The organism is Pseudomonadota bacterium (assembly GCA_039193195.1).
Lineage (GTDB): Bacteria > Pseudomonadota > Gammaproteobacteria > Steroidobacterales > JBCBZW01 > JBCBZW01.
In genome coordinates this window covers 22,101-43,012 of record JBCCWS010000051.1, presented here as the reverse complement: position 1 = coordinate 43,012, position 20,912 = coordinate 22,101, and the positions used below count along the sequence as shown (strand labels likewise).

17 protein-coding genes and 2 tRNA genes are annotated in these 20,912 nt (G+C 63.4%); 9 read left to right on the top strand and 10 right to left on the bottom strand.

Features of this window, described 5'->3' with window-relative positions; genetic code table 11:
- Both AAGA68_23840 and AAGA68_23835 read left to right on the top strand, forming a co-directional pair.
- Nucleotides 1-276 (top strand): hypothetical protein (locus tag AAGA68_23840; GenBank protein ID MEM9388106.1); only part of this gene is annotated, 276 nt, incomplete at its 5' end.
- 253 nt (nt 277-529) lie between these two features.
- Nucleotides 530-2,281, top strand: a complete 1,752-nt coding sequence (locus AAGA68_23835) for a DUF3604 domain-containing protein (protein ID MEM9388105.1) — start codon at nt 530-532, stop codon at nt 2,279-2,281.
- Between the two features lie 101 nt (nt 2,282-2,382).
- Here AAGA68_23835 and AAGA68_23830 read toward each other — a convergent pair whose 3' ends face one another.
- Complete coding sequence (locus AAGA68_23830; GenBank protein MEM9388104.1) at nt 2,383-3,141, bottom strand: flavodoxin family protein; 759 nt, start codon at nt 3,139-3,141, stop codon at nt 2,383-2,385.
- A 299-nt stretch (nt 3,142-3,440) separates the two neighbouring features.
- On the bottom strand, nt 3,441-4,454 hold the full coding sequence (rssA, locus tag AAGA68_23825) for a patatin-like phospholipase RssA (protein MEM9388103.1): 1,014 nt from the start codon (nt 4,452-4,454) through the stop codon (nt 3,441-3,443).
- A gap of 146 nt (nt 4,455-4,600) precedes the next feature.
- Here rssA and AAGA68_23820 point away from each other — a divergent pair, with 146 nt between their 5' ends.
- From AAGA68_23820 to msrB, 7 genes are all read left to right on the top strand, one after another.
- Nucleotides 4,601-6,157: a malate synthase A gene (locus tag AAGA68_23820; GenBank protein ID MEM9388102.1), complete on the top strand. Its 1,557-nt coding sequence runs from the start codon at nt 4,601-4,603 to the stop codon at nt 6,155-6,157.
- A 160-nt stretch (nt 6,158-6,317) separates the two neighbouring features.
- Nucleotides 6,318-6,962 (top strand): uracil-DNA glycosylase, encoded by a 645-nt coding sequence (locus AAGA68_23815; GenBank protein MEM9388101.1) that lies wholly within the window; start codon nt 6,318-6,320, stop codon nt 6,960-6,962.
- Nucleotides 6,959-8,839: an excinuclease ABC subunit UvrC gene (gene uvrC / locus AAGA68_23810; protein ID MEM9388100.1), complete on the top strand. Its 1,881-nt coding sequence runs from the start codon at nt 6,959-6,961 to the stop codon at nt 8,837-8,839. The genes AAGA68_23815 and uvrC overlap by 4 nt, the downstream gene beginning before the upstream one ends.
- A complete protein-coding gene (gene pgsA, locus AAGA68_23805) occupies nt 8,829-9,407 on the top strand; it encodes a CDP-diacylglycerol--glycerol-3-phosphate 3-phosphatidyltransferase (GenBank protein ID MEM9388099.1) in 579 nt (192 codons plus the stop codon). Before uvrC ends, pgsA begins: the two co-directional genes overlap by 11 nt.
- Nucleotides 9,408-9,485: 78 nt before the next feature.
- Nucleotides 9,486-9,561, top strand: a tRNA-Gly gene (locus AAGA68_23800).
- Nucleotides 9,562-9,833: 272 nt separating this feature from the next.
- A tRNA-Cys gene (locus AAGA68_23795) sits at nt 9,834-9,907 on the top strand.
- A gap of 125 nt (nt 9,908-10,032) precedes the next feature.
- Nucleotides 10,033-10,470, top strand: coding sequence for a peptide-methionine (R)-S-oxide reductase MsrB (gene msrB / locus AAGA68_23790; GenBank protein MEM9388098.1), 438 nt, complete (start codon nt 10,033-10,035; stop codon nt 10,468-10,470).
- Between the two features lie 46 nt (nt 10,471-10,516).
- Here the strand turns inward: msrB and AAGA68_23785 are convergent, their stop codons facing one another.
- The 8 genes from AAGA68_23785 to prpB all read right to left on the bottom strand — a co-directional run bounded on the left by AAGA68_23785 (nt 10,517) and on the right by prpB (nt 20,903).
- Complete coding sequence (locus AAGA68_23785) at nt 10,517-12,229, bottom strand: S8 family serine peptidase (protein ID MEM9388097.1); 1,713 nt, start codon at nt 12,227-12,229, stop codon at nt 10,517-10,519.
- A 173-nt stretch (nt 12,230-12,402) separates the two neighbouring features.
- A complete protein-coding gene (locus AAGA68_23780; GenBank protein MEM9388096.1) occupies nt 12,403-13,437 on the bottom strand; it encodes a cyclopropane-fatty-acyl-phospholipid synthase family protein in 1,035 nt (344 codons plus the stop codon).
- A 12-nt stretch (nt 13,438-13,449) separates the two neighbouring features.
- Nucleotides 13,450-14,766, bottom strand: a complete 1,317-nt coding sequence (locus AAGA68_23775) for a cyclopropane-fatty-acyl-phospholipid synthase family protein (protein ID MEM9388095.1) — start codon at nt 14,764-14,766, stop codon at nt 13,450-13,452.
- Entirely contained in the window at nt 14,766-15,557 is a 792-nt protein-coding gene (locus AAGA68_23770) for a DUF1365 domain-containing protein (protein ID MEM9388094.1), read from the bottom strand. The genes AAGA68_23775 and AAGA68_23770 overlap by 1 nt, the downstream gene beginning before the upstream one ends.
- Nucleotides 15,526-16,803 carry an FAD-dependent oxidoreductase gene (locus AAGA68_23765; GenBank protein MEM9388093.1) on the bottom strand — a complete coding sequence of 426 codons (1,278 nt, stop codon included), beginning with the start codon at nt 16,801-16,803 and terminating at the stop codon, nt 15,526-15,528. The genes AAGA68_23770 and AAGA68_23765 overlap by 32 nt, the downstream gene beginning before the upstream one ends.
- A complete protein-coding gene (locus AAGA68_23760) occupies nt 16,800-17,732 on the bottom strand; it encodes an acyl-CoA desaturase (protein ID MEM9388092.1) in 933 nt (310 codons plus the stop codon). Before AAGA68_23760 ends, AAGA68_23765 begins: the two co-directional genes overlap by 4 nt.
- A 1,140-nt stretch (nt 17,733-18,872) precedes the next feature.
- A complete protein-coding gene (gene prpC / locus AAGA68_23755) occupies nt 18,873-20,003 on the bottom strand; it encodes a 2-methylcitrate synthase (protein ID MEM9388091.1) in 1,131 nt (376 codons plus the stop codon).
- 3 nt (nt 20,004-20,006) lie between these two features.
- Nucleotides 20,007-20,903, bottom strand: a complete 897-nt coding sequence (gene prpB, locus AAGA68_23750) for a methylisocitrate lyase (GenBank protein MEM9388090.1) — start codon at nt 20,901-20,903, stop codon at nt 20,007-20,009.
- Nucleotides 20,904-20,912 lie beyond the last annotated feature (9 nt).

Genomic DNA, 20,912 nt, shown 5'->3' with positions numbered 1-20,912 from the left:
GCGTACCTAGTGGGCCGCTTGGAAAATATGGTAACGCTCAGTCTGCGTAGGGGCAGCGTCAGCATGGCGCGTCGCGCAGCCAATGGCTTTGCCATTGGAAAGCGTTGCAACGCCGCGGACGCTGCCCCTACGCAGACCCGAAGGGCGAGTAGCACGGGCGCCATCGCGGCGTTCGTCAAATGCAGCCATAGCTCGGCTATGGCTGCAATCGACCGCCTTGCCCTGGCGCCCGTGCTACTCGCTGAGCGTCACCTTAGTTACCAAGCGGCCCACTAGTCACGCTGCGGGGCGCATCGCAAAGCCCCTGGTAGCATCGGAGCGGCGGGACACCTGAATCGAACGCAAGGCGCTGGTTGTCTTGAGGCTTCGGCGTTAAGTCGGCAGTGATTGAGGTCGATGGGGCCGTCGCTGTCGGAAACATGCGTCTTGGCCGTCCGTAGAATGACGGACGCGATGCGGCAACACTTGAGATGTGTCCGCATACGCGAACGCCATAACAACGAGCAACGGACGGCCCGAGACCTACCCCATGCACCCGATACGAAGACCTTCATGCCCGTGCGCTGCAGGCGTACTGCTGGCTATCGCATTCACGAGCGTTGCCCACGATCCAGGGCTAGCACTCGACGTTCCGGCGACACCCGCACAGGTTGGCGCCGACTGTGCCGATCACAACCCTCTGCGCAACGTGTATTTCGGCGATCTGCACATTCACTCGGAGCTCTCCCATGACGCCTGGGTGTTTGGCACGCTAAACGGACCGGGGCAGGTTTACGCGCAGAGCGCCGACACCCTGGATTTCGCAGCAGTCACCGACCACGCTAGGTATCTCGCAGAGGTCAGCATGTGTAAGGATCCCGGCTCGCTTGCCTACCAGCATCCAGGCTGCGTGGAGTACCGCCAGGGCATTCTCAATCCCCTCAACCTGAACAGAATCTGCAAGGCGAGCGAGCCCGCCGTAGACCCGGCCACGTGCGATCGCGTTTCGCGCAAGGTCTGGCGCCGCATCAAGTTCCAAGCGGACGCGGCCAACGACCCCTGCGAGTTCACCACCTTCACTGCTTACGAATACACCCTAGGGTCACAGTTCAACGGCGGCAGCCTGCATCGTAATGTCTACTACGTCGGTGATGTTACGCCTAGGGTCGCGCACGACTCGTGGGACTACCGCTCGCGTGAGGCCTTGTGGTCAGCGCTGGAAGCTGAGTGTCTCGACGTGGCCGGCTGTGAGGTCATCGCCATCGCGCACAACCCCAACCAGAGCGAAGGCCTGGAGTTCGACAGCACCGACCTAACCGCCGACGTGGCCGAACAACGCCGACGCTTCGAGCCCCTAGTGGAGGTCTTCCAGCACAAGGGCAGTTCCGAATGCCATCCGACCTTGGCCGACGACGATTCGGAGTGCGCCTTCGAGCAGCCACCGGTGGATCGCCTGCTGCCGCCTGGCACGGATGAAGTGCCGCCAGGCTCCTTCGTCCGCACTGCCCTAAAGGACGGATTAGCGTTAGAGTCAGCGCTGGGCGTGAATCCCTTTCAGGTTGGGTTTATCGCCAGCACTGACTCCCACAACGGCATCGGCGGCACCACGGAGGAGGCCCTCTACTCGGGTAACTCCGGCGACCGCGACGACACGCCCCTGCGCCGCCTCGACGGCCCCTCCGCCTATTACAACGCGGGTGGCCTCACGGGCATCTGGGCCGAGGAGAACACGCGTGAGGCTTTGTTTGCCTCCCTCACGCAACGTGAGACCTTCGCTACCAGTGGTACGCGGTTGACCGTGCGCAGCTTCGCGGGCGAGAGCTTCGAAGAGGAGCTGTGTGGCGCATCGGATCTCCTGCAGCAGGCCTACGCAAATGGGGTGCCCATGGGAGGCGAGCTTTCCGAGCTCTCGGGCGCCGCCCCGGCCATCTTGCTGCTTGCCGAGGCCGACCCGGCGAGCGCGCCAATCCAGGAAGTGCAGATTGTGAAGGGATGGTATTCGGGCGGTGAGACGCACGAGCAAGTGATTCGGCTGGCGACCTACGCGCCCGGGCAGGAGGTCGCTGCCGACTGCCAGGTCTGGCGCGATCCGCAATTCGATCCTCTCGCGCCCGCCTTCTACTACCCGCGGGTCTTTGAAGCGCCAACGCCGAGATGGAGCACCCTTGACTGCGCAGCCGTGAACGCAGACTGCGATCGCCCAGAGGAGCTACCAGAGCCCTTCGCCGTGTGCTGTGACGGCAGCGTGCCGGAGACCATTCGTGAGCGCGCCTGGGGCTCACCGATCTGGTACTCGCCCTAGGCCAGTACGCGCACCTGCGATCATCGCCGCCTCGCTTAAGCGCCTGGACGTCTCGCTCTGGCGGGGGCTCGGCCAGGCCGTGTCGAGCACCCCACTTGGCCCTAACGCTTGTGCTCCGGACTCTGAAAATCAGAGTGGCATCCCGCCGCCCACACCTCCGGCTGATTGCCGTGGGCGGGAATGCCGCCCGCGTCCTTCAGCATTCTCGCCAGGTGCAGGCAGTTCCATACCAGGAACGTAGTGTTCCTGTTGGTGAAATCATTCTCCGGGCCGCCAGAGCCTTCGTCCATGTAGGAAGGGCCAGGGCCCGCTTCGCCCATCCACCCGGCGTCCGCCTGAGGTGGCACCGTGTAGCCGATGTGGGAGAGGGAGAAGAGAACGTTCATAGCGCAGTGCTTAACGCCGTCCTCGTTGCCGGTGATGAGCGTAGCGCCCACCTTGCCGTAGTCTCGGTACTGCCCCTTGTCGTTGAAGCTGTGTGTGTAGCCGTACATGCGCTCCAGAACGCGATTGCACACAGAGCTCTTCTCGCCGAGCCACACGGACGTGCCGATGATCAGGATGTCGCAGGCATCGACCTTGGCCTGGATGTTGGGCCAGTCATCGCGCGCGTAGCCGTCGACGCCGGTGTAGTCGTGGCCAAGGCCTGCCGGTAGCTCGTAGTCAACAGGGCGCAGGATCTCGGTCTTGACTCCGTTCGCCTCGAATACCCCTTGGGCAACGCGCAGCAAGCCCTCAGTGTGTGACAAGTTGGGGCTGCGCGTGAGCGTGCAGTTGAGCATCAACACGCTCAGGTCGCCGTAGGTGGCGGGCGCCTTCTGGCACTGCTCGCCTCTGATTCTCTCGTGCTGTTCGCTCATTGTGGTTGCCCCCGTTCATTGAGTGTGTGGTGCTCGGCAGCGCGATCTGCGCTGCGGACACCCGCTGCTGGGTCGCTATAGTCGATCCTAGAACCCATCAGTTCAATACCCGGTGCAGTGGCATGCGGGCGCGGCTTGGGTGGTGGGCACTTCGGCGCGTACGGCAGCTCCACGGATGGCAGGGCAGCGAGCGCTTCGAGGAACATCGAAACGGCGCCTTGGCCGCCGCTCACGATTTTGGGACCTAGCGGTTCTAGGGGCTGTTTGGTGCGGCAGGCCCGCACGAGGGCATCGCGTCCCTAGGCATTGGTTGGCGTGACGTCGTCATCTTGGTCGGCCGCCGAACGCTCGATGCTTGCGTCCTTCTTAACTGAGCCGAGCAGATTTCTAAGGTAATCGAGCTCTTCGGCCACCCGGTCGGTGGCCCGAAGGCCCTCGTCGATCGCCGGTTCGGCCTTGTGGAAATCCAAGATCTGCATACCACCGAGACGTGGGTTGATCTGCACGACGGGAGGCTCACCCGCCATCCGGCTGCGCGTGATGCGGTCCTGCATGATGGCGATCGTACCGGCCATCACGTCGAAGAGTGAGGGTTGCGCTGCTTTGTCTGCCTTGGCGTTGCCCCCGCTCGGCAGGAGGTTGCCGAGCATGTCTCCGAGACGCTCGAGTATCTCCCTTTCATCGCGCCGTTCCGCTTCGCGGGCGCTGGCAGTCGCTGACGGGGCGGGGCGCTCCTCGCGTTCGCGGCGATGTACGTCGAGCCCATCGGTGTTGAGGTTGACTGCGATCACCAGGTCCGCCCCTAGGGCGTGGCAGAGGGAGACGGGCACTGGATTGACCACTCCGCCGTCGATCAGCCAGCGACCGTCGCGCTGCACGGGCACGAACAGTCCGGGGAGGCCGCTGGAGGCGCGCACGGCGTCGAGCATAGAGCCCTGGCGCAGCCAGACTTCGCCGCCCGTTTGCAAATCCGTCGCCACAGCGCCGAAGCCGATAGGGAGCGATTCGATCGGATGATCTTCCAGCAGGCCGCTGATCGTGCTCATCAGCTTGTTGCCGGCGATAAACCCGCCGCGCCCGAGAGTGGTGTCGAACATGGTGAGCACATCGAGCCAGCGCAGCTTTGCGATCCACTCCTCGAGCACCGTGAGCTGGCCGCTGGCGTAGGCGGCGCCCACCAACGAGCCGATCGAGGCCCCCGTGACCACCTGCGGGCGCAGGCCGATCTCCTCCAGGCGGCGAATCACGCCGATGTGAGCCCAACCGCGCGCGGCGCCCGATCCAAGGGCCAGCCCCAGCTTCAGTGCTGTCATAAAAAGTGCTCGGAACCTCTTGATTTTCCGGAGTGACTGGTGTGCGACGCGGCCTAGCCACAGTTTTTGACAAGCTGCGAAGCGGCCAAGGATAATCGAGCGGCTGCGAACGCGGCACCCCTCCGATTTAACTCTAATGAGGCGCTATGGCCACTTGCGAAATGCGCGGGGAATTCAAGCCCGGGTTCGATGCTGTCCTCACTCCGCAGGCGCTGGAGTTCGTCGCTCGGCTGACCGAGCGCTTCGGCAGCCGGGTGGATGAGCTGCTTGCGACGCGCGAGCAGCGGCAGCAAGCCGTAGATGGCGGTGCGCTACCCTCGGTGGCGGTGCGTACGCGCGAGATCCGCGAATTGGACTGGATCATCGCCGATATTCCGGAGGATCTGCTCGATCGTCGCGTTGAGCTGCTTACCCCAGCGCGGCCCCAAGAAGTGCGAGATGCCCTGCGGTCCAGCGTCAGCGTCTGTATCGCCGACCTCGAGGACACGCTCTCGCCCACTTGGGACAACGTGATCCAGGGGCACCGCTGCCTGCAGGGCGCGGCTACCGGCACGCTACTGGACGGCGATGAAGGGGCAGAGCAAACGGAGGTCACCCTAGGCATGCGCCCGCGCGGTTGGCACATGCAGGAGAAGCATCTGTACGTGGGTGGCCGTCCCGTCCCTGCATCGCTCGCGGACTTTGGCCTGTACTTGTTCCACTGTGCTGAGGCACTCACTGGACGAGGCAGCGGACCCTACCTGTCCCTGCCGAAACTCGAGGGCCATCAGGAAGCGCGCCTGTGGGCATCGATCTTCGAGTTTGCCGAAAACGAGTTGGGTCTGCGTCAGTATTGCATCCGGGCAACTGCCTTTATTGAGACGGTGCCAGCGATCTTTGAGATCGACGAGATCCTCTATGTGCTGAAGGACTACCTGGTGGGCCTGGAGTGCGGCCCCGCCGATTACGTGTTCAGCTTCATCAAGACCCTGCACGCCCACCCGGACTTCGTCCTCCCAGACCAGCTGAACTTCGATCGTAGCGCCGAGTTCCTGCAGAGCTACAGCCGCCTTGCGGTGCATACGGCACACCAACGCAGCATCCTCGCCATCGGCGGCACCGCGGCAAGCTTGCAGGAGGGCGCGGCCCACGCGGAGAGTTTCCTCGCCAAAATCCGCGCGCAGAAGCAGCGCGAATTCGAGATGGGCTTCGATGGTACCTGGGTCGCCCAGCCCTCTATGGTCCCGTTGATTACGGAGATCCTCTCCGACCTGATGCCTGGCCCGAATCAGCTCAGCGTGACCGGCGGTGGCGAGGAGATTACCGCAGAGGCGCTCCTGACACCCCCGCAGGGTCCAGTGACGGAGCCCGGGGTGCGCCGGAACATCCGCTTCGCGTTACGCTACCTAGCTGCATGGTTAGGTGGAGAAGGCTGCATTTTCTTCAATAACCGTCGCGAGGATATGGCCACGGCCGAGTCCGCCCGCGCCCAGCTATGGCAGTGGGTGCATCACGATGTCACCCTAGAGACTGGCGAATCGATGGATGAGGCCTGCTTCCGTCGACTACTCGCCGAAGAGGTACCGCTCGCCGCGGGGGATCTAGCTGCCTTGGGCGTAGACAGTGAGCGACTGAGTCTGGCGGCAGACCTGATCAGCGACGTCGTGCTGCGTAAGGACTTCGTGCCGTTCCTATCGGTGCAGGCATACGCTCACCTTCCCTAGTGTCCTGAGTTAGAAGTTCGTTGATGAATCCGCGGCACCTTTTCGCCCCTGAACACGTTGCTCCTCCTCCCGTGGGACCTGCCACGCTCGTCGTCGCGCCGCGCTCAGGGACAAAGACTCGCGTGCGAATTCATCAACGAACTTCCAACCCAGGACACTAGTGACCGCCTTTGACCTGAGCTGCCGGCGTTGCGATCGACTGGCACAGTTTCTCGATAACGTTCGCAACGACTATCCTGACTACCACGCAGCGCCGGTCGCGGCCTTCGGCGTCAAGGTCCCTCGCTTGCTCATCGTCGGCCTCGCGCCGGGCATGCACGGCGCTAACCGCACGGGCCGCCCCTTTACCGGAGATCACGCCGGCACCCTGCTGTACGAGACCCTGCACGCGTACGGTTTCGCCTCCCAAGCGAAGGCTACGTCCGCGCACGACGGCATGGAGCTACTGGGCTGTCGAATCACCAATGCGGTCAAATGCCTACCGCCGTCGAACAAGCCACTTGGCGGCGAGGTGACCAAGTGCAATGGCTATCTGCGCACGGAGCTCTGCCAGCTGCCTTCGCCTGCTGTTGTGCTGGCCTTGGGCGCCATCGCCCATCAGGCGGTGATCAAAGCCATCGGCTTGCGTCAGAAGGATCACCCCTTTGGCCACGCGGCTGAGCACGCGTTGAGCGATGAGCTCACGCTAGTCGACTCCTATCACTGCAGCCGCTACAACACCCAGACTCGGCGCCTCACCCCAGGCATGTTTCGCGAGGTCTTCGCGCGTGTTCGCACGCTGATCGACGGTGGGTCGCGGCGATGAGCGAGCGCCCGGAGGATGGCCAGTCGGATCCGACGACTCTCGCGCTTGGTGTGGCCGAAGACGACACCTTCGAGCTCGAGTCCTTCCTGCGCAGTCTCACTCGCCGCTCCGGCGTGTACCGGATGATCGACGGCAAGGGTGATGTCATCTACGTTGGCAAGGCGCGCAATCTGCGCAACCGGGTGACGAGCTACTTCCGGGGTCAGGCCAGCTCCGGAAAGGTCTTCGCCTTGCGTAAGCATATGGCGCGCATCGAGGTGACCGTCACAGAGACGGAAGCTGAAGCGCTGATGCTCGAGTACAACCTCATCAAGCGTCACCGGCCACGCTTTAACGTGACCCTGCGCGACGACAAGAGCTTCCCCTACGTGCACCTCTCGAGCGACCATGAGTATCCGCGTCTATCGTTCTATCGCGGATCGCGCGCCGGCGCGGGGCGCTACTTCGGCCCATACCCCAACGCGTATGCTGTCCGGGAGACCCTCAGCGTTCTGCAGCGCTTGTTCCAGATCCGGCCGTGCCGCGACAGCTTCTTCCAAAACCGCACCCGCCCTTGTCTGCAGTACCAGATCAAGCGGTGCTCCGGTCCGTGCGTCGGGCTCGTCGATCGCGAGCGCTACGCCCGCGACATCGAGCACGCTGTGATGTTCCTCGAAGGCAATCACGACGAAGTCATCAACGATCTAGTTAGGCGTATGGAAGAGGCAGCGCAAGCTCGCGAGTATGAGCGTGCCGCTCAGTTCCGCGACCAAATCGCGACCCTGCGCAAGGTGCGCGAACGCGATGTGATCGCCGGAGATCGCGGGGACGCGGATGTGATCGCCGTGTACAGCGACGGCCGCGCACACGGTGTCGCCAACATGTTCATCCGCGGCGGTCGCAATCTTGGAACTCGCAACTGGTTCCCCCGAAGTGCAGCGCACGCGGATGCTCGCGAGGTGCTGTCGGCGTTCATCGCGCAGTACTACCTGAGCAACGATGCGCCCGCTGAAATACTCACCGCAATGCCCATTAGCAATGCGTCGTTGCTGGAGGAGGCCTTCGAGCAATCGAGCGGTCACAAGGTGTCGATCCGCTGGCGTTTGCGCGGGGTCCGAGCCCAGTGGGTGGCGGCGGCACGAGCCAATGCGGAGCAGGCGCTCAAGATGCGTCTGGCGAGCACGGCGGGCGTGGCGGCACAGCTCGAGGCCCTGCGCGAACTGGTCGGCTTGGACGAGGCACCGCAACGGATCGAGTGCTTCGATATTAGTCACACGGGCGGTGAGCAAACCGTCGCTTCCTGCGTGGTGTTCGGTAGCGAGGGTCCGTTGAAGAGCGACTACCGCCGCTTCAATATCACCGGCATCACCGGGGGCGATGACTACGCTGCCATGCGCCAGGCACTCACCCGGCGCTACACGCGGGTGAAACGGGGTGAATCGCCGGTGCCGGATCTACTAATCATTGATGGTGGCAAGGGGCAGATGAGTGAGGCGCGCGCCGTCTTGGAAGATCTGCAATTGGAGGAGATCGTCATGCTTGGGGTGGCCAAAGGCCCCACGCGTAAGTCCGGCTTCGAGCAGCTCTACCTCGATGATGCGCAGCGACCGCTCGCGCACCCGGAGGATGGCACCGCCCTACGCTTGATTCAGCAGGTGCGCGACGAAGCCCATCGCTTTGCGATTACCGGCCATCGTCAGCGGCGCTCGGCTGCACGTACCACCTCGGTGCTGGAGCGTATCCACGGCCTCGGCCCGAAGAGGCGGCGGGACCTGCTGCGCCATTTCGGTGGTCTACAGGGCGTAGCCCGGGCCGGCGTTGAAGAGTTGGTGAAGGTGCCGGGTATCAGCTACAAGTTGGCCGCCGCAATCCACGAGACCCTGCGGGATGGTCAATGAGCAGCGCGCCGGTATGAGCCTACCGATGGCGCTCACCTGGGCGCGTATGGGACTGGTGCCCGTGTGCGTATTCCTGTTTTACCTGCCGCTGCCATGGGGGCGCGCAGCGGCCGCGGGCGTCTTCGTGCTTGCGGGCCTCACGGACTGGCTGGATGGCTATCTGGCGCGTCGATGGCAGCAAACAAGCGCATTCGGTGCATTCCTGGATCCGGTGGCGGACAAGGTGATGGTGGCCGTGACGCTGGTGCTCGTGGTACAGGGCGCCGCAGGCGGGACGGTGGCCTTGCTCACCGCACTCGCGGCGATGGCGATCATCGCCCGCGAGTTGATGGTCAGCGCGCTGCGTGAATGGATGGCCACCCGTGGCGCCCGCGACGAGGTGGCGGTTTCCTGGCTCGGCAAGCTCAAGACTGCGGCGCAGATGGTGTCGCTCACTCTCCTACTGTACGGGGGGCCGATGCTGGGCTTGGATAGCCGGACGATCGGACTCCCCGTGCTCCTCCTGGCCACCGTCCTCGCCTACGCCTCCATGGCGGGGTACGTGGGGGCTGCGCGGCGCGCCGGCTAGGAAGCGGTGCCCGGACGCAAAACCGCGTCGTGGTGCTTGACAAGCAGCGCGGTGAAACTAAACTAGCCGGTCTTGCTCGCGGGAATAGCTCAGTTGGTAGAGCACAACCTTGCCAAGGTTGGGGTCGCCAGTTCGAATCTGGTTTCCCGCTCCAAACACAAGCCTCCGGACTCTCAATCCCCGGGGGCTTTTTCTTTTCTCGGTGCAGAACCAGGCCTAGCGCTCGAGCGCCCGGGCTCCCCGCGCGCCCGGGGCTCCCAACAGGTGGATTAGGTAGGCCGCTAATGCGGCGGTTCAAGGGATCGCCCTGTTCCCGCGTCTAGGGGCTTCAGCGACCCGTTGACCCTATTGTGGGATGACGACAGGCGGGTCCTCGGCGGCGGTTGTCAGCCTACGGCGGCTCCGCTATATTCCCGGCTCCGCGCTGGCTGGGTGGCAGAGTGGTTATGCAGCGGCCTGCAAAGCCGTGTACGCCGGTTCGATTCCGACCCCAGCCTCCATTCCCAATCCCGCCTTGACACTCGCTCTGAGCGCTGCGCACTGTGGCGCTTTCGCGTTACCTTGTGGGTGGTCGGCGCCACTTGATGATCAGGGCGCTGACACTAACCGCGAGGGACCCTTGACCATGAGCAAGTATGAGCGCAGCGAGGATGCGATCAAGTCACTGAACTCACAGCAGTTTCAGGTTACTCAGGAGGACGCGACGGAACGCGCATTCCACAATCAGTACTGGGATCATAAGGAGCCCGGTATCTACGTCGACGTGGTGAGCGGCGAACCGCTCTTTGCCTCCGTGCACAAGTACGACTCCGGCTCCGGCTGGCCGAGCTTCTGGCAGCCCTTGGTGGCCGACCACGTGCTCGAGCTGCAAGACCGTAGCCACGGCATGCTCCGCACGGAGGTGCGGTCCAAGCACGGCGATTCCCACCTGGGCCACTTATTCCCTGATGGTCCCAAACCGACGGGTATGCGCTACTGCATCAACTCAGCGTCTCTGCGCTTCGTGGCTGCAAACGACCTGCGGGATGCGGGGTACCAAGAGTTCCTCGCCCTCTTCGAGTAACGGGGGCCGATACCCCCGCTGCCTTGGTGACGTGCGCGAGCGTGGGTCACTCTTGAGGCACCCAGGCGTCGATCGCAGCAGACGACGAGTACAGGTCCTCGCTGCCGTCCAAGCCCTGACTCCATGTGTAACCCTGGCTCCAGGTATAGCCCTGACTCCAGGTGTAGCCCTGACTCCAGGTGTAGCCCTGACTCCAGGTGTAGCCCTGGCTCCAGGTGCAGCCCTGACTCCAGGTGTAGCCATTTCCCTCCAGTGGGGATCCGCTTCCGTCGTGCACGAAGAACGCGCCATCGCCAGTCATGCCCACGGGACCGCCAAAGTGGCGCTCACCAGTGAGGTCCGCTTGGATGTCGAGCCCGGTGTTGGCACAGCCATCAGCGCCGCTAGCAACCGCATCCACCGCATTTACCAATCCGGCCCCCTGTTGGAGCACACTGTAGGCGAGTTCGCCCTCCTCGATGGCGGGGCGGGCCGTGGCCATTAGGCGGCACTTCACCGTATCAGGCGTCAGCCATGGCGCTTCTTCCAACATGAGCGCCACCACGCCGCTGACGACAGCCGCCGCCTGGGAGGTGCCCGACATGCTGAAGTACTCCTCGCTCTTCTTCATGTCCGCAGCATGCGTGCGGGGGATCTTGGCGTCGTAAGGCATCCATGCGGTGACGTGGCCACCGGGAGCTACCAGGTCGGGTTTTACGAATCCCTCATGCGTGGGACCGGCAGAGGAAAAACTAGTGAGGTGATCGTCACTCGTGTCGAAAGGGGTGTAGGCATCGGTGACAGCACCGACCGTGATGATGTACGGCACGTTGCCGGGTACGCCGACCGTCATGGGATCCGGGCCGGTGTTGCCTGCCGAGGCCACTACAACGATACCGGCTTGCCACGCGGCCATGACCGCTTGGTTGAGGGGGTCGTCCCAGTAGTGCGAACGCGGTGTTGCGCTGAACGACAGATTTAACACGCGTATGTTGTACTCATCGCGATTACCGATGACCCAGTCTATGGCGCGGATGACGTCCATGTAGGCGGCGGCGCCGTTCGCATCAAAGGCCTGAATGGCGATAAGGTCTGCCTCCGGTGCGATACCCTCGCTGACACCATCGGCCTCCTTGTCAGCGGCGATGATGCCGGTGAGGTGAGTGCCGTGACCGTTCTCGTCCTTGACCTCCTTTTCAATCTTCGCCGGCTGTTTGGTCGCGTCTACGGTGGCGAGGATTCGCTTGTCGGAGTCCTTCTGCCGATCCTTCCAAAGGCCCGTATCGATGATCGCGATCGTAACGCCCTTGCCCTCGATGCCGGCGGAATGAAGTGTGTCCGCGCCCACCATAAGTGTGTGACCCACCTCCAGATCCGTGAGCTTCTTGTGCGCGTAGTTGCGGGATTTTCCCTCGTACTGCTCGTGCTCCTTTTTCTTCTTCTTGTCTTTCTTGCCGTTGACTTCGACCGACCAGTTTCGAGAAACACTAACGCTTTGCATCGCGGCCAGCGTAGCGTGCGCTTGCGGTGTGAGTGTCGCACCCACGGTGGCGAGGTGGGTGAGCGGCGAGTACCAGCTGCCGCCAGCGCTTGTCACCGCTTGCTTCGCAGCCTCCAGGGTCGGCGCCCTGACGATGTACTGCTGGGCGGAGGTTGCTGGGGCAGCTGGAGGCTGCGCGTTGGGCGGCGTCGCTGTCCCGGCAACAGCGCTGGGAGTGGTCACGGCTAGCAGTAGGGAGACGCCCAGCGCGGTGCTGTAGCGGAGGTGGCGCATGGTCATGGCGATGCTCTCATCAATGAATCGTGATGAAGCGTATTTCACAGCATGAGGCGCTCAGCTGGGCGCCCACAACAGCCGTTGACGCGGGGGGCGCCTGTGAGCGCCGTCCCATAAGCCGTGCGTTAACTTCAGGTCAGCTTTCTATGTCAAGCACGCGCTCGGGCCGGTCGCGGTTAGTCAGGACGTCGAAAGCGATAGTGGCCTACGAGCCACTCCCTCCCATTGTCGTAACCGAAGGTCTCCGCACAGGCCATGAAGAACATGCGCCAGCGTTGGAACCAGCGCGGCGCCTCGTCCATGCCGTACACGTCTTGCAGCACGGGCATGATCAGGTGCTTCTTTCTATCCTGACGCTGTAGCCACGCCTCCGCGGTTCTCTGGTAATGCACGCCGCTCACGCGCCATTGGGCGTCGAGCTTCAGCTTGTCTTGGAAGTGCAGCAGCGTGTCCGCCGCCGGCATCTGGCCGCCGGAGAAGAAATACCTGCCCATCCAGTCGTCCACCCCCTCTTCGTCGACGAACGGGTACAGGTGCTGGGCGTGACAGAAGATATGCACGAAGAGCGTGCCGCTGGGTTTGAGCCAGTCGTGGATGCGCGAAGTGAGGATCTTGTAGTTGCGCACGTGCTCGAACATCTCGATCGAGATGGCTCTGTCGAAGCGCTCCTGTGTGTCGAAGTCGTTTACGTCGCAGGTAATCACCTCCACGTTGTCGAGCTTGCGCAGGGCGGCCTGGTCCAAGATAAACCGGCGCTGGCTGGCGGAGTTTGAGACCGCGGTGATCTTCGCGTTCGGATAATGGGACGCCATCCACAGGGTAATTGAGCCCCAGCCGCAGCCAAGCTCCAAGACACGATCCCCGTCCTGCAGCTGGGCGCGTTCGCAGGTGAGTTCGAGCATGGCGTCTTCCGCGCTGTCGAGATCACCGACGCCGCTCGGCCAGTAGCAGGAGCTGTACTTGAGGTTCTTTCCCAGCACTTGCTGGAAGAAGGCGGCAGGCACCTCATAGTGCTGTTCGTTTGCGCGGTCTGTGTTTATCGCTACGGGACTTGAGCGCAGCGCTTCGATCCGCTCCTGGTAGCGCTCGAACTGGCGCTCCACGCTGCGCACGGTTTCCGTGTGCAGGCGCTGGCGGTTCGCCTGCCAGATACCGAAGCGGATCAGGAAGTCGGGCAGGACGCCGCGTTCAGCCAGATCGATTCCGTTCACGTCACGTGCTCCTCAGGGAGTGGTCGGGAGGGCGCTGATGGATCGTTGGGTCTGCACAAGCGTGGGCCATTCGAATCGAGCCGCAGGCTTGTGGAAAATCATGTGCACGTCACTGATGCGGCGCTCGAGGAAGCCAGCCTCGCAGTAGCACAGGTAGAATCGCCACATGCGCATAAAGCGCTCGTCGTAGCCGAGACGGCGGATCGTCTGCGCGTTCTCCTCGAAGCGTTCACGCCACAGCTGCAAGGTGCGGGCGTAGTGCAAGCCGATGTCCTCCACGTGGAAAATCGTCAGGTCCGAGGACTCTCGCACGCGGCGGCTAATCTCCTCGATCGAGGGTAGGAAGCTGCCGGGGAAGATGTAGCGCTTGATGAAGTCCACGGTGCGCCGTGCTCGGTCGTACTCGCGGTCGCGGATAGTGATCGCCTGCATCACCATCACCCCATCTGGCTTGAGGCGCGCGGCACACACTTGGAAGAACTTGCCGAGGTATTGGTGCCCGACGGCCTCGACCATCTCGATGGAGACGATCCGGTCGTACTCTCCCTCGAGGTCGCGGTAGTCTTCGAGGAGCACTTCGATGCGATCTTCGAGGCCCTGCGCTTTGACCCGCTCGCAAGCGAAGCGATGCTGTTCCTGGGAAATCGTGGTGGTGGTCACCCGGCAGCCAAAATACTTGGCAGCGTGGATCGCGAAGCCACCCCAGCCCGTGCCAACCTCCAGCACATGGGCACCTGGGCGAAGGTCGGCCTTGCGGCAGATCAGGTCGAGCTTGGCCCGCGAAGCTTCCTCCATCGAACTCTCGGGCGTGGGGAATACGCCGCAGGAGTACATCATGGTGGGATCGAGGAAGTGCTGGAACAGCTCGTTGCCAAGGTCATAGTGGCGAGCGATGTTGCGCTGGCTTCCCCTGCGAGTGTTGCGGTCTAGCCAGTAGAGCAGGCGCCGCGCGGGCTCGACGATGCCTGACCAACGAAAATCATAGGTAGTGGCCAGCTCCTCGTTGCTCGCGCAGATGCGGATGAGTTGGGTGAGGTCATCCACCTCCACCAGTCCGTTCATGTAGGCCTCGCCGAGGCCGACGCTGCCGCTCGCTGCTGCCGACCACAGGCCCGGGTCGAGCACGCGAACGTGCGCCTTCTGCTCAGTCTGCGGATCGCCGAACACGCGGTGCTCGCCGGCCTCCTCGATTGTGATGCAACCGCGGGTCAGCGCCGAAAGCTGCTCGAAGATCGCGCGGCGGCAGAAGCGCGCGATCATGCCGCCGCGGGCCCGGGCGGCGGAAATAGATCGTGCTGACTCGAGGGTCGGTCGATCGTGTTCAGTCATCAGCGGATCTCCGGCGTTTCCTTACGTCGCCCGATGTGTGGATCGGGGAAGAGCGGCGTGCGCTTGAGCCACAGCTTCAGCGCTTCAAAGTGAATGGACCCGATCACCTTCACGGTCATCAGCGGGAATCGAAGGAGTGCGGCCAGGGCGCTGCGCGCGTTGAGCGCTCGTCGCTCTAGCATGAGCGATGCGTCGAATAGGGGTGCCCCGGCGCCCTCCTGGCTGGCGGGGCGATTCTGCATGTGTAGGCCGAGGCTCTCGGCGGGATCGCGAAAGCGCCACTGGTAGTCGAGATCGATAGGCATGAAGGGGGAGACGTGCAGTTGCTTCGGGGTTTCCCAGTGCCACCAGCCACCCGGATGAGCAGTCGCCTCGGCCACGTCTAGCACGTAGCAATGGCGTTGGCCCCAGGTGTTGTTGACTTCGGCTACCACCACGTCTAGCCGATCGTCTTCGTCGTAGCAGTAGTAGCAGCTGATAGGATTGAAGCAGTAGCCGAAGTAGCGTAGGTGTGTGAGCAGTCTGATCGGCCCTCGCAGGGGGCGACCGAGGCTTTGCCCTACCAGTCGCTCGATCGTCTCGCGCAGAGGTACTTCTGCATCACCACAGTGGTCGGCGCGACGAAACCAGGCGAGGGCTGGGCCGCGGGCGGACCACCCGGGCAGGCCGTCGAAGGCATTCGGAAGTTCGTCCAGATCGAGTAGCACCATGAACAGACCGTAGCGGAACGCGTGCGTACGCGGCGCATGGCGTCGATGCTTAACCCACCCTTGGTAGAGCGCGCTCTTCATCGCAGTGTCGTTCCCTGAATGCGTGGACGGCGTCGAGCGCACTGCGCACGCCGTCCTCGTGAAATCCGTTTCGCCAATAGGCGCCGCAATAGGAGGTGCGGGGCGTGCCGTCGAGCTGTTGGGCCTTGGTCTTGGCTGCGTCGGCTCGAGCGTCGAGCACAGGGTGGGCATACTCGATGCGCTCGATCACCTTATTCTGATCGATTTGCCCCGCGTCGTTCAGCGTGACGCAGAATGGCACGGGCGCGCGCAAGCCCTGCAGGCGATTCATGTAGTAAGTCACCGCCACGCGGTCCTGCGCTGCGCGCGGGATGTGGTAGTTCCAAGACGCCCAAGCGCCAGTGCGCTTGGGCAGCACGGATGCGTCCGTATGCAGCACGGCCTCATTGGACTGGTAGCGGATAGCCTCCAGCGTCTCGCGCTCCAGGGGGCTCGGGTCCGCCAGCAGGCCCAAGGCCTGATCGCTGTGGCAAGCCATAAAGACATGGTCAAACATTGCGGTGTGCCCGTCTTCCAGGGTGAGGGCCACGCCCGCTTCCGTGCGTTGCACCCGCATCACTGCGTTGCCGGTGTGGATGCGCTTGGCCAGGGGGGCGCTTAGGGCCTTGGCGTAGGTGTGGGAGCCGCCAACGATCGTCCGCCAGAAGCGTCGGCGCTCTGGGTTCAGCATGCCGTGGTTGCGCAGGAAGCGGATGAAGAAGGCGGCGCCAAACTCGCCCATCGCGTCGGGCTGGGCAGACCAGATGGCCGCGCCCATGGGCACAACGTAGTGCTCGATGAAGGTCTTCGAGTAGCGATGCTGGGCTAGGAAGTCCCCCAGGGTTTGCTCCTGGGAGAGGGACTGGAGCAGCCGAGGCGCCTCGGCATTAAAGCGCAGGATGTCGCGCACCATCTGCCAGAAGGATGGCTGGAGCACATTGCGCTTTTGGATGAACAGATCGCTTGTCTGATCGCCCTTGTACTCGCGCCTGGTTCGATCACAGCGCACGCTGAAGCTCATCTCGGCCGCTCGCGAGGGCACGTCCAGATGACGGATGAGGGTGCTAAAGGCGGGATAAGTCCAGTCGTTGAAGACGATGAACCCGGTGTCTACGGGCCATAGCTGACCACCGATATCGACTTCCACCGTGTTCGTGTGGCCGCCGATCCTCGGGTCTCGTTCGAAGACCGTCACCTCGTGGTGCGGGTGCAGGCAGTGGGCGGCGGTGAGCCCCGAGATACCGCTGCCAACGATGGCGATCCTCAACGCGAGGTTCCTTCGGTGGCGGCGATGGTCTGGGTCAACGCATCTTGTGGTGGAGGCTTCAAGTCCCAGATTAGCCCGAGTCGCGCCATGACCCAAAGGGCGTAATAGGTGAGGTCGATCTCCCACCAGCGAAGACCCTGGCGCGCGGACCGCGGGAACTTGTGGTGATTGTTGTGCCACCCCTCGCCGAAGGTGATCAACGCCACGAACCAGTTGTTGCGGCTGTCCTCACCCGTCTCGTAGCGCCTGCGCCCGTAGATGTGACAGATCGAATTGACGCAGTAGGTTGCGTGGTAGAGCAGGGTAGTGCTTACGAAGAAGCCCCATACGAGCATTTGCCAAGCGCTCGTGCCCAGGCCGGGCGCGGCAATGCTCAGCACGAGGCCGAGCGCCCAAAGCAGCGCGGCGAAGGCGACGGAGATCCACAGGTCCCACTTGTCGAGCCAGCGCAGTTCGGGGAAGCGGGAGAAATCCTGGATGCGCTCTCCGCGGGTGACCAGGTTCTCCGGTGAGAGAAACCAGCCGATGTGGCTCCACACGAAGCCGTGGGCCTTTGGCGAATGCGCGTCGGCTTGGGTGTCTGTGTGCGCGTGGTGGTCGCGGTGATGGGCTGCCCACCAAAGGGGCCCGCGCTGTACCGCGGCGGTGGTGATCAGTCCGAACAGGAACTGCATCGGGCGCGAGGTCTTGAAGCTGCGATGGGAGAAGTAGCGGTGGAACCAGCCGGTGATGCCAAACATGCGCAGTGAATACGTCAGCACCGCGACCAGCACGGCCACGGGACTCACGCCGACGAGGAAAACGCCGATCAAGGCCGCCAGATGCATGAACACCATCAGGGCGACGCCCACCGGTTCGAGGCGCCGCGAGCGCGCCGTGACAACGAGCGCTTCGCGAGCGTCAGGATTTAGGGAAGCCGGGTCCGCCATAGGCCTTAGGGACACTCCTTCGGGTCGAGCGTCGTGGAAGCTCCAAAGTGATATGCAGGCTTACGTATCGCGGCCACTTCCGGTTTCACCCGGTGAGCGTTAGGGGCACGTCCAGACGGCGCCTGTCGGGGCCGCAGATCACCGGTGCGTCTGTGCCCGGTAGCCGGGGATACCCGATGCCGTACCGGGCGCTCTCGCATCCACCGCGGGCGGCTGGATGGCTCAGTTATCGCTGTCACTCTGGCCCGACCCCCCTGTGGGGGTCCTCGTGTCTACCGTGCGTGACACCGATGGTACTACTGAATGGGCGCGAATGGCGATTTGTTTCGTGTAATCAGAGGCCTAAATCTTTGACGTGAACTGCGCGCCCGTCGTCTTCGGCGTCAAGCGGCCGGTTCCACCGCAGGCGGTCGAGGGCCTAGCGCGTGCGATCGAATCCCTTAGTTCACGAAACGATCACGGCTGGGGCAGTGCGTAACCCCCTGCAGGCGCCAGTCAACTTGCGGTGTATGCAACCCAGGCATCGCCTACCCGAAGGAGACCGAAGTGACTCGAGTGACGATCCCGCTTAAGCCGCTTTGTTTGGCTCTGTTAGCGTCTTTCTTTGCTGCGGGTGCAGCCAACGCGGACTCAACGCTAGCAACGCCTGCCGTCGCCATCCAAGACGGGCAGTATGCGCATCTCGCGCAAGTTCACCATCGCACCAGCAGGCGCAGCCTGCGCCGAAGCGACCGGCGTTTCTTGCGTGGCCAGCGCTACCTCTACTCGTCACGCCACGGCCTGCGACGAGGCTACGGATACCGGCCCAACTATCACTACTATGATTACCGCCCTTACAGCTTCCGCTCACGTCGGTTTCGCTACGGCTATCGGTACTGATCGCAGGCCGCCGCTCGTGAACAGCCCCTTGCGCTTGGCGGCGCGCCGGCTAGGGCGGCTGGCACAGGAGCTACCAACGATAGCGCAGAGAAGTGTCGCTCGACTCATCCGTTTTCTCGCTCGGAAACTAATCAATCAACTAGGGCATGCTAGGGCACGTGGGGCGAGTGGCCGGGTCGCGCCGGCAGGCGCTTAGGCGCCGAGCAGCGCGCACGCTGCCCGGTCGGTAGGGGAGATCTGGCAGAGCTCGGCGTTTGTGAATCAGCCGCGCTGCTCGATCGGTGTGTACGCGCGCGCTTCGGCGCCCGTGTAGTCTGCACTTGGGCGGATGATGCGGTTGTTCGCACGCTGCTCGATCACATGGGCTGTCCAGCCGCTGGTGCGAGAGCACACGAAGATCGGTGTGAACAAGGGCGTCGGAATGCCTAGGAAGTGGTAGGACGGGGCGTGGAAGAAGTCCGCATTCGGGAACAGCTTCTTCTCATCCCACATCAGCTTGGCGATGGCGTCCGCCACGTGAAACATCTGCTCCCTCTCGGGCGAACCCTTGGCAAGCTTCTCTGACCAGTCTTTGATAATCGGGTTGCGGGGATCGAATTCGCGGTACACGGCGTGACCGAACCCCATGATCTTCTCTTTGCGCTCGAGCATCCCCTTGACCTCGTCCACGGCCTGCTCGGGAGAATCGAAGCGCTCGATCAGGGCCATCGCGGCCTCGTTCGCGCCACCGTGCAGCGGCCCGCGAAGGGAGCCGATGGCGCCCGTGACACACGAGTGCATGTCCGAGAGCGTCGACGCGCATACGCGCGCCGTGAAGGTGGAGGCGTTGAATTCGTGCTCGGCGTACAGGATTAGGGACACGTCCATCACGCGCTGGTGCATTGCCGAGGGTGGTTGTCCGGTGAGTAGGTGAAGGAAGTGACCGGCGATGGTCGGTTGCTCGGAGCGCGTGTCGATGCGCTCGCCGTGCTGTGCGTAGCGCCACCAGTAGGTGATGATCCCCGGGAATGCGGCGAGCAGGCGATCGGTCACCGCGTGCTGGTCCTGAAAGCTCAGCTCGGGCTCTAGGTTGCCGAGCATGCTGCAGCCCGTGCGCATGACATCCATCGGATGGGCTTCCGGGGGGATGCGCTCCAGCACTTCCAGGAGGCGGCGCGGCAGTTCCTGCATCGACTGCAAATGTTCGCGATAGGCGCTCAGCTGGGTCTGGGTGGGAAGCTCATCGTGGTGGAGCAGCCAAACCACTTCTTCGAAGGTGGCTTGAGCCGCCAGGTCGGCGATGTCGTAGCCGCAGTAGGTGAGTCCGGTGCCGCTCTGGCCCACCGTGCACAGGCGTGTCTCGCCGGCGCTCTGGCCGCGTAGGCCGGCGCCTCCAAGTTTCTTGTCCACCATGGGCTACTCCTCCTCCTTGTCTGAGCGGCTGAATAACGCGTCGAGCTTGTCCTCGTAGGCGTGGTAGTTCAGAACGTCGTAGAGCTCGGCGCGGGTCTGCATCGTGTCCACGATCGCCGGCTGCTGAACGCCGTGCTCGCGCAGCGATGCGTATACGTGCTCCGCCGCCTTACTCATGGTGCGGAAGGCCGAGAGCGGGTACAGCGCCATGGCGACGCCCACATCGGCGAGTTGCTCGCGCGTGTACAGGGGCGTCATGCCGAACTCCGTGAGGTTGGCTAGGACGGGCACGGGCACCGTGTCGGTAACACGGCGGTAGTGCTCGATCTCGGTCATCGCCTCGGCGAAGATCGCGTCGGCCCCGGCCTCGGCGTAGGCAGCGATACGCTCGAGCATGGGCTCCATACCCTCGACCGCGAGGGCGTCTGTGCGCGCCATGATCACAAAGGACTCGTCGATGCGCGCATCGACCGCCGCCTTGATTCGATCCACCATCTCCTCGGTGCTGACCAGGGCCTTGTTTGGGCGATGCCCACACCGCTTTTGGCCCACCTGATCTTCGATATGGAGCGCCGCCACGCCGGCGCGGTGCATCTCGCGCATCATGCGGGCAATGCTGAAGGCGCCACCCCAACCCGTGTCGACGTCGACGAGCAGGGGTACGTCCGTGGCGGCGGTGATACGGCGGGCATCCTCCGCGACGTCATCCAAGGTAGTGACGCCGAGGTCTGGCAAGCCAAAAGAAGCGTTGGCTACACCGGCACCGGAGAGGTAGATCGCGCGATAGCCCGCGCGTTCAGCGAGTAGGGCGCAGTAGGCGTTGATGGCGCCGACGATCTGCAGCGGTCGTTCGGCTGCCAGGGCTGCGCGAAACCGCGCCCCGGGCGAAGAAGTGCTCATGGGCGGTCT

Coding starts and splice junctions, on each gene's coding strand:
- AAGA68_23835 (MEM9388105.1), top strand. CDS start 530: ATGCACCCGATACGAAGACCTTCATGCCCGTGCGCTGCAGGCGTACTG.
- AAGA68_23830 (MEM9388104.1), bottom strand. CDS start 3,141: ATGAGCGAACAGCACGAGAGAATCAGAGGCGAGCAGTGCCAGAAGGCG.
- rssA (MEM9388103.1), bottom strand. CDS start 4,454: ATGACAGCACTGAAGCTGGGGCTGGCCCTTGGATCGGGCGCCGCGCGC.
- AAGA68_23820 (MEM9388102.1), top strand. CDS start 4,601: ATGGCCACTTGCGAAATGCGCGGGGAATTCAAGCCCGGGTTCGATGCT.
- uvrC (MEM9388100.1), top strand. CDS start 6,959: ATGAGCGAGCGCCCGGAGGATGGCCAGTCGGATCCGACGACTCTCGCG.
- pgsA (MEM9388099.1), top strand. CDS start 8,829: ATGGTCAATGAGCAGCGCGCCGGTATGAGCCTACCGATGGCGCTCACC.
- msrB (MEM9388098.1), top strand. CDS start 10,033: ATGAGCAAGTATGAGCGCAGCGAGGATGCGATCAAGTCACTGAACTCA.
- AAGA68_23785 (MEM9388097.1), bottom strand. CDS start 12,229: ATGACCATGCGCCACCTCCGCTACAGCACCGCGCTGGGCGTCTCCCTA.
- AAGA68_23775 (MEM9388095.1), bottom strand. CDS start 14,766: ATGACTGAACACGATCGACCGACCCTCGAGTCAGCACGATCTATTTCC.
- AAGA68_23770 (MEM9388094.1), bottom strand. CDS start 15,557: ATGAAGAGCGCGCTCTACCAAGGGTGGGTTAAGCATCGACGCCATGCG.
- AAGA68_23760 (MEM9388092.1), bottom strand. CDS start 17,732: ATGGCGGACCCGGCTTCCCTAAATCCTGACGCTCGCGAAGCGCTCGTT.
- prpC (MEM9388091.1), bottom strand. CDS start 20,003: ATGGTGGACAAGAAACTTGGAGGCGCCGGCCTACGCGGCCAGAGCGCC.
- prpB (MEM9388090.1), bottom strand. CDS start 20,903: ATGAGCACTTCTTCGCCCGGGGCGCGGTTTCGCGCAGCCCTGGCAGCC.